Here is a 15,559-nt window from a genome sequence, read left to right as displayed (position 1 = left end):
CCAACGCATTCCTGCGATTTCTCGCAGGCCTGGTACAGCACCCTGACTACCCCCGCGCTTGCGCGCGTTGGCGGAGTGCAACAACCCGGTAACCTAGTGAAGCGGTCAAGCGCGGGTGGGAGGAATCTCCACTTTCGTACCGGGACAGAAGTCCCGGAGCCCGAACGATTCTAACAGAGGAAAGCAGTGAGCGACACATCCCATGTCTTCGGCGCCGGCGACGGCCTCAGTGACGACCCCACCGACGACATCAGCGCGGCCACCCGCGATATCTCCGAAGTCCCGGCGGTCGAGGTCATCACGACCACCGCGGTGCACCTGATGAGCGCTGCGGCGGTCAAATGCGGCCTGGCCGACGACCCGGATGCGCAGACCGACCTCGACGAGGCCCGCAAGCTCATCGACGCCCTCGCCGGCCTGGTCACGGCGAGCGCAGCGCACCTCGGCGACCAGCACGCGCGCAGCCTGCGCGACGGCCTGCGCTCCCTCCAGCTCGCCTTCCGCGAGGCCTCCCCCATCCCCGACCCCATCGGCAAGGGCCCTGGCGAGAAGTACACCGGCCCCGTCACCTAATCGTCCCCCAGCCCTCCCAGTGCTTCGTCACCAGAGTGGCGGGCGGCGGAGGGTCCAGCGCACTGCGCGTTCGAGCTGGGCGGCGAGGGAGAGCAGGGTGCGCTCTCCGCCCGGCCGCCCGATCAGCTGGACGCCCATCGGGAGGCCGTCGGCCGTCTGCGAGACAGGCAGCACGATGGCGGGCAGCCCCGACACGTTCAGCATCGAGGTGAACGGCGTGTACTGCACCTGCTGGGCGAAATTCCGCTCGCCGTCCTCCTGGTCGTACCAGCCGACGGGGCGCGGGGTCATGGCCATCGCGGGGGTGAGCACGGCGTCGAAGCTCGACAGCTGCCGGATGAGGGAGCGCTCGTACGCGGTCAGCGCGGACAGCGCCTCGCTCAGCTCCCTTGCACTGATCGCGCGCCCCCGGTGCATCAGCCATTTCGTCAGTGGTTCGAGAAGTTCCTCCGCCTCCCCCTCTGCCGGGATGCGCGCGGCCCCGGCCTGCCAGATCGTGCGGAACGCCGGGGCATAGGTGGGGTCTGAGACCAGCGCTGTCTCCTCCATCCCGTGACCCATCGCGCTGAACGCCTGCACGGCGGCGTCGAGTGCCGCCGTGGCCTCCGGCGCGATGGTGATGTCGTACGCGTCATCCCAGGCCGAGGTCGTCATGACGCCGAGCTGGAAGCGGCCCTCCCCGCGCACGGCCGTTCCGAGGAATGGGCCGTCGTCGTCGTATGGGGCGCGCAGCGTGTAGTGGTGGTCGATGCGGCCGTCACGTCTCGCGATCATGCCGTCGAGGAGCAGTGCAGCGTCGGCCGTTGTCCGCGCGAGCGGGCCGTCGACCACGAGGCCGGCGAGCGAGTCGATGCCGCTTCCGGCGGGCACGAGCCCCCTGGACGGCTTCAGCCCGACCAGCCCGCAGGCCGCCGCCGGGATGCGCACCGATCCGCCGCCGTCCGAGCCAGGCGCGAACGGGAGCATCCCGCTCGCGACCGCGACCGCCGCTCCCCCGCTCGAACCGCCGGAGCCGAGTGTCGGGTCCCACGGGTTCCTGGCGGGAGGCGCGGCGAGCGATTCGGTGTATGCGGGCAGGCCGAACTCGGGGGCGTTCGTCTTGCCGAGGCTGACGGCGCCCGCCGCATCCAGGGTCTCGACGATCTCGTCCGAGGTCTCCGGCACGAAGTCGGCCATCAGGCGCGAGCCGAACCCGGTGCGGACGCCGGCGCGCATCCACAGGTCTTTGTCTCCGGATGGCAGACCCCAGAGCGGTGCGGTCTTCGGCACCTCGGCGGCCACGCGGTCCGCCCTGGCGAGCGCCTGCTCGCGGGTGACCGTGACGAACGCGCCGAGCTGCGGGTTGAGCCTGTCGATGCGGTCGAGGTAGTGCGCGGCGAGGTCACGAGGCGAGACCCGTCCGCTCTGCAGTTCCTGCCAGAGGGCGAGAGCGGTGAGCTCGTGCAGTTCGGCCATGCATCGAGGCTATCCCGTTCGGGTTGACGCCCGAGGGAAGAAATGTCTTGACAGATCCGGGCAGGCCTGGTTGGTTAGTTACATCAGTAACTAACCCATGAGGTTAGAGAAGTCGGAGGCACACATGATCGAAGAGGGAAAGCCGATCTTCGTTCAGATCGCCGAGCAGATCGAGAACGACATCCTCGACGGCGTGTACCCGCAGGAGACACAAGTGCCGTCGACCAACGAGTTCGCGGCGTTCTACCGCATCAACCCCGCCACCGCAGGAAAAGGCGTCAACATCCTGGTGGACGACGGGATTCTCTACAAGAAGAGAGGAATCGGCATGTTCGTTGCCGACGGCGCCCGCGAGCGCCTCATCGCCAAGCGGCGCGACGCGTTCCGCGACGAATACCTCCGCCCCCTGCTCGCCGAAGCGGCGAAGCTCGGGATCGGACCAGACCAGCTCACCGCCATGATCACCACGGAAGGAGTCAGCGCATGACCGCCACAGCAACACCGACCTCCATTGCGCCCGCCGTGCACGTCGACGGCCTCACCAAGCGCTTCGGATCGTTCACCGCGATCGACGACATCAGCTTCACGGTCAAGCCCAACAAGATCTACGGCCTCCTCGGCCGCAACGGTGCAGGCAAGACCACCATCATGCAACTCCTCACCGGCCAGGACTTCGCCACCGCCGGCGACATCCAGGTGTTCGGCGAGAGCCCGGTGGAGAACGCCAGGGTGCTGCAGAACCTCTGCTTCATCAAGGAGAGCCAGCGCTACCCCGACGACTTCCAGCCGAAGCACGTCTTCCGCAGCGCACCCTGGTTCTTCGAGAACTGGGATGCGGACTTCGCCGAACAGCTGATCGCCGACTTCCGCCTTCCGGTGGACCGCCGCATCAAGAAGCTCTCCCGCGGGCAGCTCTCGGCCGTCGGCGTGATCGTCGGCCTCGCCTCCCGGGCGCCGCTGACCTTCTTCGACGAGCCGTACCTCGGCTTGGATGCGGTCGCCAGGCAGATCTTCTACGACCGCCTCCTCGAGGACTACGCGGAGCACCCGCGCACGGTCATCCTGTCCACGCACCTCATCGACGAGGTCGCCAACCTGCTAGAACACGTCATCGTGATCGACCAGGGGCGCATCCTGATCGACGAGGACGCCGAAGAGATGCGCGGATCGGCCAGCACGGTCGTCGGCCAGCGCAGCGCCGTCGAGCAGTTCGTCACCGGACGCGACGTCCTCCACCGCGACGGGATCGGCGGCCTCGCCTCGGTCACGGTCGCCGGCCTCTCACCGGCCGAGCGCGCTCAGGCCGCCGCGGCGGGGCTCGAGTTGAGCCCGGTGTCCCTCCAGCAACTCATCGTCCGCAAGACCAACGTCACCGCGACAGAATTCGAGCAGAGCGCATGACCGCCATCGCACCAGAGGCAGCGAACCTCCGCACCGCCCCCGCGTCCGCCCACCGCATCTGGCGAGTGGTGAAGCTGAATCTGGTCAACAAGTGGACCACCATCTGGGTGCCCGTGATGATCATGGGCTTCATCTGGCTGGTGAACTACCTGATCTGGTGGATCATCTGGGCAGCGACCGCCCCGGCAGAGCGCGCGCACGCGCTGGAGGGGACGCAGTGGAGCGGCGGAGGGTTCTACATCTTCGTCTACATGCTCGTGGTCGGCATCCAGGTGATCGCGATGACCTTCCCGTTCGCACTCGGCTACAGCGTGACCAGGCGCGACTTCTATCTGGGCACTGCGCTGACCTTCATCCTGCTGGCCGCCGGGTACGCCATCGGGTTCACCATCCTGTCATCGTTGGAGGAGGCGACCGGAGGCTGGGGTCTCGGCGGCCACCTGTTCACGTCGGTCTACTTCGGTGGAGGAGGGTTCTTCGCCCGCCTGTTCATCGTGTTCGCCTCGATGCTGTTCTTCTTCTTCATCGGCTCGGGCAGCGGCACGCTGTACATGCGCTGGCGGATGAACGGCGTGCTCGTCGCCGGAGCGGTGCTCGTGCTGATCATCGTCGGAGCCGTCGCCCTCATCACCCTCACCGGTAGCTGGCCGGCGGTCGGGACCTGGTTCGCGGAGGCAGGGCCGACCGGCGTGGCGGCATGGCTGCTCGTGCCGACGGCGCTGGCGGCGGTGTCAGGCTACTTCATCATCAGCAGGGCGACGCCGAAGAGCTGATCACCTGGTCCAGCGGGCCGTCCTCCCGCTACGTTGGGTCTCGTGCTCGGCTACCTGTACCTCGGCATCGCGATCGCCACGGAAGTGGTCGCGACGACCTTCCTCAAATTCACGTCGGGAGACAACCCCCGCTGGTGGGCATACGTCATCGTCGTGGTCGGGTACGTCGCCTCGTTCTTCGCCCTCTCGCTGTCGCTCGGCCGCGGCGTCCCGCTCGGGATCGCGTACGCGATCTGGTCGGCGGTGGGCGTCGTCGCGATCGTGATCATCTCGTGGGTGTTCTTTAAGGAGTCGCTGACCTGGGTGCAGATCGCCGGGATCGTGCTGGTGATCGGCGGCGTCGGCCTGCTGGAGCTGGGCGGGGCTAGAACTTCCGCGTGAACGGCAGGGGCTTCCGCATCCTGATCAGCAGCAGCAGCGGAACCAGCACATACGGGCCGTTGTAGAGCAGGAAGATGAGCGGCTGCGGCGTGCGCTGGGCCGCGTCGCCGAAGAACTCGACACCGAAGATCGGGATGCCCGTGAGGCTGATGATCATGGTCGCGTAGATCACGCAGTACAGCTGGATCCAGTTGTAGCCCTTGACCAGGCAGACGACGAGCAGCACGTAGAACGGCAGGTAGATGAACGCCGAGGTGCCGGTGATGAACCGCAGCCAGATCGGCGGGTTCTGGTACAGCGGGTCGTACTGCGACGAGTACGTGTAGTTCCACTGCGCGAACAGGTTGTGAGTGGTCGACGTCTGCGGGATGCCGAGCGTCGGGATGGCGTCGCTGATGATGCAGGTCACGATGAACAGCGAGAACATCACCAGGAAGAAGATGTCGACGGGGCGTTGGCGAAGCGGCAGGTTCGCGGGCGTCGCTGGTGCGGCGGAGGCGACGCGGCCGTTGTCCGGAGTCACGGTGGTCACGGAAAACACCCTAGTCACGGGTGCGACCGAAGGGGCTGTGCGGCGTCCGTCCGCGTGTCACGGGAACGCGAAAACTTTCGTCGGATCACACCCATTGATTAATAACTCTCTGAGTTTTATATTTACAGCACCCGCCCTCCCGGCGGGATCGTGGTCGCACAGATGAGACAGCACGTGGCGGCCCGACCGAGCCGTCGACCTGGGCGGCACAGCACACGACTAGGGGTTTCAATGAAGAAACATGTACTGAGGGCCGGGCTCGCCGTGACAGCGGCGACCGCCCTGATCGCACTCGCCGGCTGCTCCAGCGGCGGCACAGAAGGGGCGTCCGCGACAGCGGACCCGAAAGCCAAGGTCACCATCACGGTCGGCGACGAGCCGACGGCGGACAAGAAGGCGGACAGGGAGAACTTCCTCAAGAAGGTCGACGAGTTCCAGAAGCTCTACCCGAACATCACCGTCAAGCCGTCCACCGAGTACTGGCAGGCGCAGACCTTCCAGGCCAAGCTCGCCGGAGGCACGCTCCCCACGACGATGAACGTCTCGCTCACGTACAGCAAGCAGCTCATCGCCAACGGGCAGCTGCCGAACATGACGCCGTACCTCAAGCAGATCGGCCTGCTCGACAAGCTCAACCCGCTCGCGCTCGAGAACGTGAAGAACGACAAGGGCGACGTGTACACCGTGCCATACGGACTGTTCTCCGTCGGCATCGCATACAACCGGGCGATCTTCCAGCAGGCCGGCCTCGATCCGGACAAGCCGCCGACCACCTGGGACGAGGTCAGGCAGGACGCCAAGACCATCGCGGAGAAAGTGCCGAACGTCGCGGGCTACGCCCAGCTCACCACCAACAACACCGGCGGCTGGATGCTCACCACGATGACGTACAGCATGGGCGGCACAGTCACCGACAGCGCAGGCAAGAAGACCACGATGGGAGCGCCCACCGAGAACGCCCTCCAGCTGCTGCACGACATGCGCTGGAAGGACAACTCCATGGGCAGTCAGTTCCTCTACAACCAGGACGACGTCCGCAAGGCGTTCGCCGCCGGCAAGATCGGCATGGTGATGCAGGCACCGGATGCGTTCGACCAGGCCATCCACAACTACGGGATGAAGCCGGCCGACTACGGTCAGGGCGCCCTCCCGCAGGCGGACGGCGAGCACGGCACGCTCACAGGCGGCACGATCGCCATGTTCAACGCCAAGGCATCGCCGAACGAACTGCTGGCCGCCGCGCGCTGGGTCGAGTACATGAATTTCCAGAAGTACTTCGACAAGGACTTCGCCATCGCATCGGCCACGGCGGACGCCGCGTCGAACACCGCGGTGGGGACGCCGGGCCTCCCGCCGGTCAGCCAGTCGGTCTACGACACCTACCTCGGCTGGATCAAGGACCAGATCAACGTGCCGCGCGACCAGTTCACCGGGTACATCGACTCGAAGCTGAAGCTCATCCCCGAGCCGGCGGACGCGCAGAACACCTACGCGACCCTCGACCCGCTGGTGCAGAAGGTCCTCACCGACCAGAACGCCGACATCAAGCAGCTCGTGTCCGGCGCATCGACCGCGATCGACAGGAACCTGGCTCAGCAGCGCTGAGCCGTGGCGGCGGGGCGGAGCCGTGCTCCGCCCCGCCGCCCCAACGAAAGCGAGCGACACAATGACACAGACACTCGAACGACCGGCCACCGGGTCACCGGCCCCCGGCCGTCTCCCCCGGCGCAGACGCCGGATGACCTTCACCGGCTGGTACCGCTCCGGCGGGCTCGTGGCCGTGCTCTTCGCCGTCCCGATCGTCTTGACGTTCCTCTACTTCAGCTGGGGTCCTGTGATCAGCGGCCTGGTGATGAGCTTCCAGAAGACGAACCTCGTGACGGTGGCCAGCTGGGTCGGCCTGAACAACTTCCAGTTCGTGCTCACCGATCCAGAGCTCCCGCAGGCCGCGCTCAACACGGTCTACTACGCAGCACTCGGCCTGGTGCTCGGCTTCCCCGTTCCGATCATCCTGGCGGTGTTCATCAACGAGCTCCGCCGCGGCAGCTGGGCGTACAACCTGCTGGCGTATCTGCCGGCTGTCGTGCCTCCTGTCGCGGGCATCCTGTTGTGGAAGTTCTTCTACGACCCGTCCTCCGAGGGCATCTTCAACTCGATCCTGAGCTGGGTCGGGCTGGGCCCGTTCCCCTGGCTGAACTCGGAGGCGATGGCGATGCCGTCGCTGGTGCTGTACACGACCTGGGCAGGGGCGGGCGCGACCGCCATCATCTATCTGGCGGCGATCGGCGGCATCAACACCGAACTGTACGAGGCGGCCGAGATCGACGGCTCCGGCATCTGGTCGCGACTGTGGCACGTCACGCTCCCCCAGCTTCGCAACATCATCTTCATCATGATGCTGCTCCAGCTGATCGGGACGTTCCAGCTCTTCACAGAGCCGTTCCTGTTCACCGGAGGCGGCCCGAACAACGCCACCCAGACCGTGATGCTGAAGATCTACAAGTACGCCTTCGTGAACGGCGACTACGGGTCTGCGACGGCATTGAGCGTGCTCCTCGCACTCTTCCTCTGCCTGCTGTCGGTCGTCTACTACTACGTCACCAAGAGGTGGAGCCCATCATGAGCGTCATAGGAACGGGGGTCATCGTCGACCCCATCGACGACCAGCCGGCGGCGGTACGCCCGCGCAGGCGAGGCAAGACGAAGGTGCGGGAGGAACGCGAGCGCGGCGCGATCTCGGTGACCGACCGCAAGCGTCCCTCCGTCCGCGTCTGGCTGTGGGTGCTGCAGATCGTCATGCTCATCGGCCTGCTGTTCGCCGGGCTCGGGCCGCTGGCCTGGTCGGCGCGCGCGTCGGTCTCCACCAGTCAGGACATCCTGCGCGATCCGATGGGCATCTGGCTGAAGCCCTTCCAATGGGGCAACATCGGCCAGGCCTGGGACGGCGCCCAGATCGGCTCGTCGCTCGGCAACACGGTCATCGTGGCGGTGGGCAGCACCGTCGCGACGCTCTTCGTCAGCATGACGGGTGCGTACCTGTTGAGCACGCTGCGGCCGAAGTGGGCGCCGATCCTCTCCGGAGCCGTTCTCGCCACGCTGTTCCTGCCCGGCGTGATCTCGCTCGTGCCGCTGTACCTGACCATCCTGAAGATGCCGGTCATCGGCGTGAACCTGCAGAACACCTTCTGGGGAGTCTGGCTCCCGGCCGGGGCGAGCGCGTTCAACGTGATCGTTCTCAAACGGTTCTTCGACTCGATCCCGCGCGAGCTGATCGAGGCGGCCAAGATCGACGGCGCCGGCGGGATCCGCGTCTTCACGACGCTGATCATCCCGCTCTCCCGGCCGATCATCGGCGTGGTCGCGCTGCTGACGATCGTCGCGTCGTGGAAGGACTACCTGTGGCCGATGCTCGTGCTGTCGTCCCCGAACCTGCAACCAGTGTCTGTGACGCTCGCGAACATGCCGAACGGCGCGATGCCGTTCTCGGTGCAGATGGCGGCGGTGTTCCTGACGATCATCATCCCGGTCATCCTGTTCGTGATCTTCCAGAAGCAGTTCCTGCGCGGGGTCAGCTCCGCCTCCGGGCTCAAAGGATGAGCGCGCTGAACGGCCGCCGCATCCTGATCACGGGGGCGGCCGGCAGGATCGGCAGGGTCGCGACGGCGCACCTGGCCGGTCTCGGCGCCGCCGTGACGGCGATGTCCCTGGACGGCGACGCCGTGGAAGGCGCCGACCGGGTGGTCGCCGGGGACACCCGCTCGCCGGACGACGTCGCACGAGCGCTCGCCGACGTGGATGCGGTGGTGCACCTGGCCGCGCTGGCGCACCGCGACATCGCCCCCGCATACGACGTGTACAGCACCAACGTCGTCTCGACCTTCGCCGTGCTGACGCAGGCGGCGGAGCGCGGGATCCGGCGGGCGGTCGTCGCCGGGAGCATCAACAGGTACGGGCTGCCGCAGGGCATCGACTCCGGCGCGTTGCCCGCCTACCTGCCGCTGGACACGGACATCCCCACCGACGTCTCCGACTGGTACTCGCTCTCGAAGCTCAACGACGAGAACACGTCGCGCATGGTGTGGCGGCGCTGGGGCATGGATGTGGTCACCCTGCGCCTCCCCCACACCAACACACGGGAGGTGCTCGAACGGATGGCGGCGCAGCTCGCCGACGACCCGCGTCCTTCTCTCACCGAGGGATGGTCGTACCTCGACGTGCGGGACGCCGCCGCCGCCATCGGGCAGGGGCTCGCCGCCGACGTGCACGGCGCCCACGCCTTCTATCTGGCGGCGCCGACCACCATCGTGCCGTACCGCACGGACGACCTGCTCGACCGGTACGCCCCCGGACTGCTGCGCACGCGCGCGTTCGCCGGGCGGGAGGTCCCGATCGACCTCACCACCGCCGAGCGGACGATCGGCTTCCGCGCCGAGCACGAACTCGACCTGCCGACACTCGACCTTCCCGACCCCCAGTGACCACCGCCCCCGACGACTTGGAGCCCACCGTGACCGACACCTTCGCCAACCCCTGGACCCCGCGCGAAGACATCCGCATCACCTCTGTGCGCGCCATCACAACAGCTCCGGAGGGCACGGCGCTCGTCGTCGTGAAGGTGGAGACCAACGTGCCGGGGCTCTACGGCCTCGGCTGCGCGACGTTCACCCAGCGCTGGAAGGCGGTGGAGACGTTCGTGAACGACCACGTCGCCCGCCTCCTGATCGGCCGGTATCCCGGCGATATCGGCGACCTCACCCGGCTGATCTCGTTCACCGGGTACTGGCGCGGCGGCCCCGTGACCAACAACGCGGTGTCCGGTGTCGACCAGGCGCTCTGGGACATCGCGGGCAAACGGGCGGGGATGCCCGTGTACGAACTGCTCGGCGGCAAGGTCCGCGCCGCGGCCGACACCTACCTGCACGCGTCCGGCCGCACGATCGACGAGACCCTGGACGACGCGGAGCGACTGATCGAGGCAGGCCAGCGCTTCGTGCGGCTCCAGCAGTCCACACCGGGCGGCGGCGGGTACGGCGCGCCCAGCGTGCCGACCGAGTATCCGGATGCGCCGTACAAGAACGGCTGGAGCGCCCGCGACTATCTGCGCCGCACTCCTGCGCTGTTCGAGGCGGCCAGGGACCGCCTCCCCGCGAACATCGAGCTGCTGCACGACGTGCACTCCCGGCTGACCCCGAAGGACGCGATCTGGCTGGCGCGCGCCCTCGAGCCGTATCGCCTGTTCTTCCTGGAGGATGTGCTGCCGCCCGAGCACTGGGACCGTCTGCCGGAGGTGCGCGCAGCCTCCCCGCTGCCGATCGCGGTGGGCGAGCTGACGACGTCGTTCACCGACGCCGCCCGACTGATCAGCGGAGGAGGGGTCGACCTGATCCGCAGCCACGTCTCCGACATCGGCGGCCTCACCCCCGCCAAGAAGCTCGCGGACCTGGCGGAGATCTTCGGCGTGCGCACCGCCTGGCACGGACCAGGCGACACCTCGCCGATCGGCGCGGCCGCCAACGTCACACTCGACGTCGTCTCCCCGGCGTTCGGGATCCAGGAGGGCCACGTCTACAACGAGCGCACGCACGAGGTGTTCCCGGGTACGCTTCGAATCGTGAACGGATGGCTCACTCCCAACGACGCTCCTGGGTGGGGCATCGACCTCGACGAGGCCGCTGCGGCGCGCTATCCGGCCGAGCTGTCCGGCCACGACGCGTGGGCGGCGGGCGTGCGTCGTCCTGACGGCGCCCTGGAGGCCCCGTGACCGACCTGCTCGACGGAGCGACATCCACGGGGCGCTCCCCGCAGCGCACCCGCATCCAGAACTCGGGGGCTGGGCCGCGGCCCGGCGCCAACCAATACGACCTCGGCACGTTCAACGAGGCGACGATCATCGAGACCATCCGGCAGGCGGGTTCGATCAGCCGCACCGAGATCTCCGAGCGAACCGGTCTGACGCAGCAGTCGGTGTCGCGCATCCTGCGCACCCTCATCGAGCGGGGGCTGCTGGCCGAGGGCGAGCAGCTCCGCAGCGAGAAGGTCGGGAAGCCACGCACCCCTGTACGGCTGCGCCCGGAGGCCGCCCATGCGGCCGGGGTGCTGGTCGACCCCGAGCGGCTCACCTGCGTGCTCGCCGAACTCGACGGCACCGTGGTGGAGCGGCGCTCGGAGGATTTCGACGGCCAGGTCTCCCCCGAGGCGCTGGTCGAGATCATCGGCGCGCACGTCGAAGACATGGTCACGGCCTCCGGCATCGACAGGAGCACGTTCCTCGGACTGGGCGTCGCGACGCCGGGACCGATCACCAACGGCGGCGACCTGCTCGAACTGCCGCTCTCACGCGCCTGGCGGAACGTCCCCCTGCGCCGGATGCTGGCCGAGCGACTGCACTGCGGGGTCATTGTCCAGAAAGACGGCGAGGCCGCCGCCATCGGCGAGCGCTGGATCGGGCAGAACAGCAGGGCGAGCGACTTCGTCTACCTCTACTTCGGCACCGGCATCGGCTCCGGGCTCGTGCTGAACGGCGACATCTATCGCGGCACCAGTTCCAACGCGGGCGAGTTCGGCCAGCTCGCCGCCATCCAGATCGGCCAGCTCGACGACCTCGGCCGGCCGACACTGGTGCGCGAGTGCAATCCGACCACGGCCATCCCGGAGATCGCGCTGGAGCTCGGCTACGGCGGTCCGGCCAGGACGTATGCGGAGATGTGCCGCGAGGTCGGCCGCGGCGTTCCGGAGGCTGTGGCGGCCGCGCACCGGGTCGCCGACGTGATCGCGCGCGGCGCCGTCGGGCTGATCGACCTCCTCGACCTGCCGCTCATGGTGGTCGGCGGTCCGGCATTCGAGCCGGAGCTCCGCGACATCGTGCTGACGGCCCTGGATGCGGCCGTCAACAGTGTTCCGACCGCCCGCAGTGCTCGCCACGTCGCCGTCGAACTCTCGGTGCTGGAGGACACGGCCGGAGCGATCGGTGCGGCGTCCTCGATCTTCCACGGCTCCTTCGCCCCCTCGGTGCGATCGATGACGGGACCGCGTCCGTGGTGACGCTGACCTCCGCCACGACCCGGGCCGTGATCGGCGTCCTGGGAGCCGCCGTGCTCACCCTGGCCGACAGGGCGACAGAGACCGACTACCTCCTGCGCACGCCGTGGGCCGACGAGGACTGGACGGACGACCATCCGTCGCCGTCGACCTCCGAGACCTGGCACCGGCGATACCCTGGCGGCTGGCACACCCTCCTCCCGAACGCGGGAGAGGGCAGGGAGAGCGGCGGCGTCGCCCACCCGTTCCACGGCGAAGCCGCCTGGCGACGCTGGCGCGTCGAGGCGGCGGACGAGAACTCGTGCAGGCTGGGCGTGCTGCTGCGCACCGTCCCCCTGGCTGTGACGCGCACGTTCACGCTCGTCGACGGCGCGTTGACAGTGGAACAGACGGCCGTCAACGTCTCCCCCGTCCCGGTGAGCATCACCTGGACGGAGCATCCGGTGCTCGGCGAGGTGTTCGTCTCCCCCGCGACCACGGTGGACCTCGCCGGCCGACGCCTCGACCTCGACTTCCCCGCCGACGGCGTCTCCGGCGGCGGCTTCCGCACGGAGCCGTCCGGCGCACTCGGCTCCGCGGTCGTGCACAACCCGGAGACGGGGGCGTTCGCCCGCCTCGACTGGGATCCGGAGCTGTTCCCGTTCGCGCACGTCTGGCAGGAGCACCGCACGGAGCACTTCCCGTGGTGGGGCGCCGTGTCCGGCTTCGCGATCGAACCGGCCAGCCGTGAGTACTGGCCGGACGGCGAAGCGCTCGGTCCGTTGGTCGTGGAGGCCGGGTCGGAACTCTCCACCCGGTTCACCCTGCAGGTGGGTCTCGGCGCCGAGGCGGACCCCTCAGAGCGCGGCAGCCGCGTCGGCACAGTGCCGAGCCACCTGTCGAACGCGTAGCCGGCCATCAGGCCGACCGTCAGCTGGTGCCGAGGTTGGCGATCACCTGCTTGGCGAGCGCGACGAGCTGGACCTTGGTCGGAGCGGCACCGTTCGTGTCTGCCCCCGCGCCGACCTGAAGCCAACCGGAGTCGGTCACCACGTTGAGCGCACCGTTCGGCGCCCAGAACGCGGCCTGGCCGACGCCGGACTGCGCGGAGGCATCACTGCCGCGCAGGTGCTGCAGATAGGTCGCACCGCCGGGGAGCACGCCGATGGAGATGCTCGTGTCTCCGCCGTCCTCGACCCAGTCACACCAGTACGACCCGACCTGGTGGCCGATGTCGAAGGTCGAACCCGAGTACTCACCGTCGTCCGATTTCGCCACGTGGGTAGTGCCGACGCCGGTCGTCGACGACAGCTGCGCCGTCGTCGCGAGCCCGTCGCAGGTCGTAGCGCCACGGAGCGCGGGGCTCGGCGGTTGCCAAACCGGCGCGGGCGCGGGGAGCGCCGCGACCACCGCGTAGCTCTGGGCGAGCATCGCATCCACGGCCGACCGCACCGCGTCGGTCGATGCGGTGCTGCTGTGGACCGTCCCGACGAGTCCATACCCCGGCAGCAGCGCGTGGAAGCCGCACAGGATGACGGGGTCGCCCTGACAGGTCGTGTACGCCTCAGGACCGACCGCCGACGCGGTGTCCTGCGACCCGACGGCCTCACCGGTGCGATAGGCCTGGAACCCGGCCTCGGTGGCGCCGGGGACGACGGAGATCGTCACGGCCGGTCCTTGGTAGGTGGTCGGGTCGTCCGTCGACCACGTGCAGGTGAGGACGCCCATCCGCTCATCGGCGTAACTCGTTGGGCTCGCGCCCGGCGCGAACGAGGATACGGGCAGGTGCGTGCCTGCAGACTGGTCCAGCAGCGCCTGCGTCGTGAGCGCATCGCAGGTGGTCTGCACGCGGACACTCGGCACGGCTGCCGTCGTCGCGGTCGGCGACGGCGTCGGTGTCGCGATCGCCGTGGTCTGCGGCGCTGCCGGCGCTGGTTGCGCGCATCCGGTGAGTGTGATGGCCAGAGCCGCTGCGACGGCGACGATCAGGATGGACGCCGACGATTTCTTCATATATTCCCCCCGGAGTATGCGAGCGCGTGAGGCGCTGCGGTCAGCGTACAGCGCGGAGTCGCTTCCTGCCCTGGTGGATGCAGAACCGTTATTTGAGCGACCGCTGCATCAGCACCGTGCCGAGCCACCTGTCGAACTTGTAGCCGACCCTGCCCATCCGGCCGATCTCGGTGAAGCCGAAGTTCTCGTGCATCTTGATCGACGCCTCCGCGCCCTTGTCGGCGATGACGGCGATCATCTCCTTGAGCCCTGCCGCCTTCGAGCGGTCGATGAGCTCCTGCATCAACACAGGTCCGAGGCCCTTGCCTGTGGAGGCGGCGCCCAGGTAGATCGAGTTCTCGACCGTGAACCGGTACGCCCGCTTCTGCTTCCACGGGGACACGAGCGCATAGCCGAGGATCTGGCCGTTCGGGGAGACGGCGACGATGAACGGCATGTTCAGCTTGTGCAGGTAGGCGAATTTGCTCTTCCACTCGCGCAGCGTCATCGCGTCCTCGTCGAACGTGACCGTGCTGTTGGCGACGTAGTGGTTATAGATCTCGCGGACCCAGGGAAGATCGGCGGGGACCGCATCCCGGATCGCATAGTCGAACGGCGCCTCGGCGGGCTCCGTCTTCCTCAGGTGCCGCGGCAGCTCCCTGCGCGGCTGGTATTCCTCTTCAAGCACGGAACAAGCCTACGCGCGCTGCATTTCGTGTGCGTTACAGCCTGGCTACTGTTCGAGCGACCAGTCGACGGGCTGAACACCGCGCTGCACGAGTTCCGCGTTCGCCCGCGAGAACGGACGGGAGCCGAAGAACCCGCGCGACGCGGACAGCGGGCTCGGATGCGCAGACACGATCGACGGGTTGCCGCCGAGCAGCGGCGTCAACGTGCGCGCATCGTTGCCCCACAGGATGGACACGAGCGGCGTCCCCCGCTCCACCAGGCAACGGATGGCGTGCTCGGTGACCGCCTCCCAGCCCTTCCCGCGATGCGACGCGGGCTCCCCCGGCCGCACCGTCAGCACCCTGTTGAGCAGCATCACGCCGTGCTCGGACCAGGCGCTCAGGTCGCCGTGCGGCGGAGGGGTGACGCCGAGGTCGTCGCGCAACTCGCGGTAGATGTTCTGCAGACTGCGCGGGATCGGGCGAACGTGACGCTCGACCGCGAACGAGAGGCCGATCGGATGCCCGGGCGTCGGATACGGGTCCTGCCCGACTATCAGCACGCGAACTTCCGACAGCGGAGCGCGGAACGCGCGCAGCACGTTGTCTCCGGACGGCAGGTACGGACGCCCGGCGGCGACCTCGGCGCGCAGGAACGAGCCCATCGCGGCGATGCGGTCGGCCACCGGAGCGAGCGCGGCCGACCAGCCGGGATCCATGGATCCGTCGGCGGCCAGCTCGGCGAGCGACTTCGGCACGTCCACCCA

General features: G+C 68.1%; 17 protein-coding genes. 12 read left to right on the top strand and 5 right to left on the bottom strand.

Annotated elements, in window-relative coordinates:
* The first annotated feature begins 249 nt into the window (after positions 1-249).
* Positions 250-573: a DUF1844 domain-containing protein gene (locus AC37TH_RS16505; protein ID WP_490766071.1), complete on the top strand. Its 324-nt coding sequence runs from the start codon at positions 250-252 to the stop codon at positions 571-573.
* A gap of 27 nt (positions 574-600) precedes the next feature.
* Here the strand turns inward: AC37TH_RS16505 and AC37TH_RS16500 are convergent, their stop codons facing one another.
* The gene (locus tag AC37TH_RS16500; protein ID WP_490765433.1) at positions 601-2,028 is read right to left on the bottom strand and encodes an amidase; all 1,428 of its coding nucleotides are present in this window, start codon (positions 2,026-2,028) and stop codon (positions 601-603) included.
* A 124-nt stretch (positions 2,029-2,152) separates the two neighbouring features.
* Between AC37TH_RS16500 and AC37TH_RS16495 the strand changes: the two genes are divergently transcribed.
* From AC37TH_RS16495 to AC37TH_RS16480, 4 genes are read left to right on the top strand one after another with little or no spacing between them, the layout of a single operon-like run.
* Entirely contained in the window at positions 2,153-2,515 is a 363-nt protein-coding gene (locus AC37TH_RS16495) for a GntR family transcriptional regulator (RefSeq protein WP_490765432.1), read from the top strand.
* Entirely contained in the window at positions 2,512-3,429 is a 918-nt protein-coding gene (locus AC37TH_RS16490; protein WP_490765431.1) for an ABC transporter ATP-binding protein, read from the top strand. Before AC37TH_RS16495 ends, AC37TH_RS16490 begins: the two co-directional genes overlap by 4 nt.
* Complete coding sequence (locus AC37TH_RS16485) at positions 3,426-4,202, top strand: hypothetical protein (RefSeq protein ID WP_490765430.1); 777 nt, start codon at positions 3,426-3,428, stop codon at positions 4,200-4,202. The genes AC37TH_RS16490 and AC37TH_RS16485 overlap by 4 nt, the downstream gene beginning before the upstream one ends.
* A 42-nt stretch (positions 4,203-4,244) precedes the next feature.
* On the top strand, positions 4,245-4,583 hold the full coding sequence (locus AC37TH_RS16480; protein ID WP_490765429.1) for a DMT family transporter: 339 nt from the start codon (positions 4,245-4,247) through the stop codon (positions 4,581-4,583).
* Here the strand turns inward: AC37TH_RS16480 and AC37TH_RS16475 are convergent.
* The gene (locus tag AC37TH_RS16475) at positions 4,567-5,115 is read right to left on the bottom strand and encodes a DUF2781 domain-containing protein (RefSeq protein WP_490765428.1); all 549 of its coding nucleotides are present in this window, start codon (positions 5,113-5,115) and stop codon (positions 4,567-4,569) included. The two genes, AC37TH_RS16480 and AC37TH_RS16475, sit on opposite strands and share 17 nt — an antisense overlap.
* Positions 5,116-5,346: 231 nt before the next feature.
* On the opposite strand from AC37TH_RS16475, the gene AC37TH_RS16470 reads away from it, so the two are divergent.
* From AC37TH_RS16470 to AC37TH_RS16440, 7 genes are all read left to right on the top strand, one after another.
* Positions 5,347-6,720 carry an extracellular solute-binding protein gene (locus AC37TH_RS16470; RefSeq protein WP_490765427.1) on the top strand — a complete coding sequence of 458 codons (1,374 nt, stop codon included), beginning with the start codon at positions 5,347-5,349 and terminating at the stop codon, positions 6,718-6,720.
* Between the two features lie 61 nt (positions 6,721-6,781).
* Positions 6,782-7,738, top strand: a complete 957-nt coding sequence (locus tag AC37TH_RS16465) for a carbohydrate ABC transporter permease (protein WP_490765426.1) — start codon at positions 6,782-6,784, stop codon at positions 7,736-7,738.
* The gene (locus AC37TH_RS16460) at positions 7,735-8,712 is read left to right on the top strand and encodes a carbohydrate ABC transporter permease (protein WP_490765425.1); all 978 of its coding nucleotides are present in this window, start codon (positions 7,735-7,737) and stop codon (positions 8,710-8,712) included. The genes AC37TH_RS16465 and AC37TH_RS16460 overlap by 4 nt, the downstream gene beginning before the upstream one ends.
* Positions 8,709-9,593 carry an NAD-dependent epimerase/dehydratase family protein gene (locus AC37TH_RS16455; protein ID WP_490765424.1) on the top strand — a complete coding sequence of 295 codons (885 nt, stop codon included), beginning with the start codon at positions 8,709-8,711 and terminating at the stop codon, positions 9,591-9,593. Before AC37TH_RS16460 ends, AC37TH_RS16455 begins: the two co-directional genes overlap by 4 nt.
* 29 nt (positions 9,594-9,622) lie before the next feature.
* Complete coding sequence (locus AC37TH_RS16450) at positions 9,623-10,876, top strand: enolase C-terminal domain-like protein (RefSeq protein ID WP_490765423.1); 1,254 nt, start codon at positions 9,623-9,625, stop codon at positions 10,874-10,876.
* The gene (locus AC37TH_RS16445) at positions 10,873-12,156 is read left to right on the top strand and encodes an ROK family transcriptional regulator (protein ID WP_490765422.1); all 1,284 of its coding nucleotides are present in this window, start codon (positions 10,873-10,875) and stop codon (positions 12,154-12,156) included. Before AC37TH_RS16450 ends, AC37TH_RS16445 begins: the two co-directional genes overlap by 4 nt.
* Positions 12,150-13,043 (top strand): hypothetical protein, encoded by an 894-nt coding sequence (locus AC37TH_RS16440; RefSeq protein WP_490765421.1) that lies wholly within the window; start codon positions 12,150-12,152, stop codon positions 13,041-13,043. The genes AC37TH_RS16445 and AC37TH_RS16440 overlap by 7 nt, the downstream gene beginning before the upstream one ends.
* Before the next feature lie 19 nt (positions 13,044-13,062).
* On the opposite strand, the gene AC37TH_RS16435 is transcribed toward AC37TH_RS16440, so the two are convergent.
* The 3 genes from AC37TH_RS16435 to AC37TH_RS16425 all read right to left on the bottom strand — a co-directional run bounded on the left by AC37TH_RS16435 (position 13,063) and on the right by AC37TH_RS16425 (position 15,511).
* Positions 13,063-14,145, bottom strand: coding sequence for a hypothetical protein (locus AC37TH_RS16435; protein WP_490765420.1), 1,083 nt, complete (start codon positions 14,143-14,145; stop codon positions 13,063-13,065).
* Between the two features lie 88 nt (positions 14,146-14,233).
* Positions 14,234-14,812 carry a GNAT family N-acetyltransferase gene (locus tag AC37TH_RS16430; RefSeq protein ID WP_490765419.1) on the bottom strand — a complete coding sequence of 193 codons (579 nt, stop codon included), beginning with the start codon at positions 14,810-14,812 and terminating at the stop codon, positions 14,234-14,236.
* Between the two features lie 45 nt (positions 14,813-14,857).
* Positions 14,858-15,511: a uracil-DNA glycosylase gene (locus AC37TH_RS16425; protein WP_490766070.1), complete on the bottom strand. Its 654-nt coding sequence runs from the start codon at positions 15,509-15,511 to the stop codon at positions 14,858-14,860.
* Positions 15,512-15,559: the final 48 nt, after the last annotated feature.

The sequence above is a fragment of the Leifsonia sp. McL0627 genome (assembly GCF_058244615.1).
This window is presented reverse-complemented; position numbering and strand designations above follow the sequence as displayed.

What these genes read in the sequence shown, in the direction of transcription:
- AC37TH_RS16500 (WP_490765433.1), bottom strand. Translation starts at nt 2,028, where the DNA reads ATGGCCGAACTGCACGAGCTCACCGCTCTCGCCCTCTGGCAGGAACTG.
- AC37TH_RS16495 (WP_490765432.1), top strand. Translation starts at nt 2,153, where the DNA reads ATGATCGAAGAGGGAAAGCCGATCTTCGTTCAGATCGCCGAGCAGATC.
- AC37TH_RS16490 (WP_490765431.1), top strand. Translation starts at nt 2,512, where the DNA reads ATGACCGCCACAGCAACACCGACCTCCATTGCGCCCGCCGTGCACGTC.
- AC37TH_RS16485 (WP_490765430.1), top strand. Translation starts at nt 3,426, where the DNA reads ATGACCGCCATCGCACCAGAGGCAGCGAACCTCCGCACCGCCCCCGCG.
- AC37TH_RS16470 (WP_490765427.1), top strand. Translation starts at nt 5,347, where the DNA reads ATGAAGAAACATGTACTGAGGGCCGGGCTCGCCGTGACAGCGGCGACC.
- AC37TH_RS16465 (WP_490765426.1), top strand. Translation starts at nt 6,782, where the DNA reads ATGACACAGACACTCGAACGACCGGCCACCGGGTCACCGGCCCCCGGC.
- AC37TH_RS16460 (WP_490765425.1), top strand. Translation starts at nt 7,735, where the DNA reads ATGAGCGTCATAGGAACGGGGGTCATCGTCGACCCCATCGACGACCAG.
- AC37TH_RS16455 (WP_490765424.1), top strand. Translation starts at nt 8,709, where the DNA reads ATGAGCGCGCTGAACGGCCGCCGCATCCTGATCACGGGGGCGGCCGGC.
- AC37TH_RS16435 (WP_490765420.1), bottom strand. Translation starts at nt 14,145, where the DNA reads ATGAAGAAATCGTCGGCGTCCATCCTGATCGTCGCCGTCGCAGCGGCT.
- AC37TH_RS16425 (WP_490766070.1), bottom strand. Translation starts at nt 15,511, where the DNA reads ATGGATCCCGGCTGGTCGGCCGCGCTCGCTCCGGTGGCCGACCGCATC.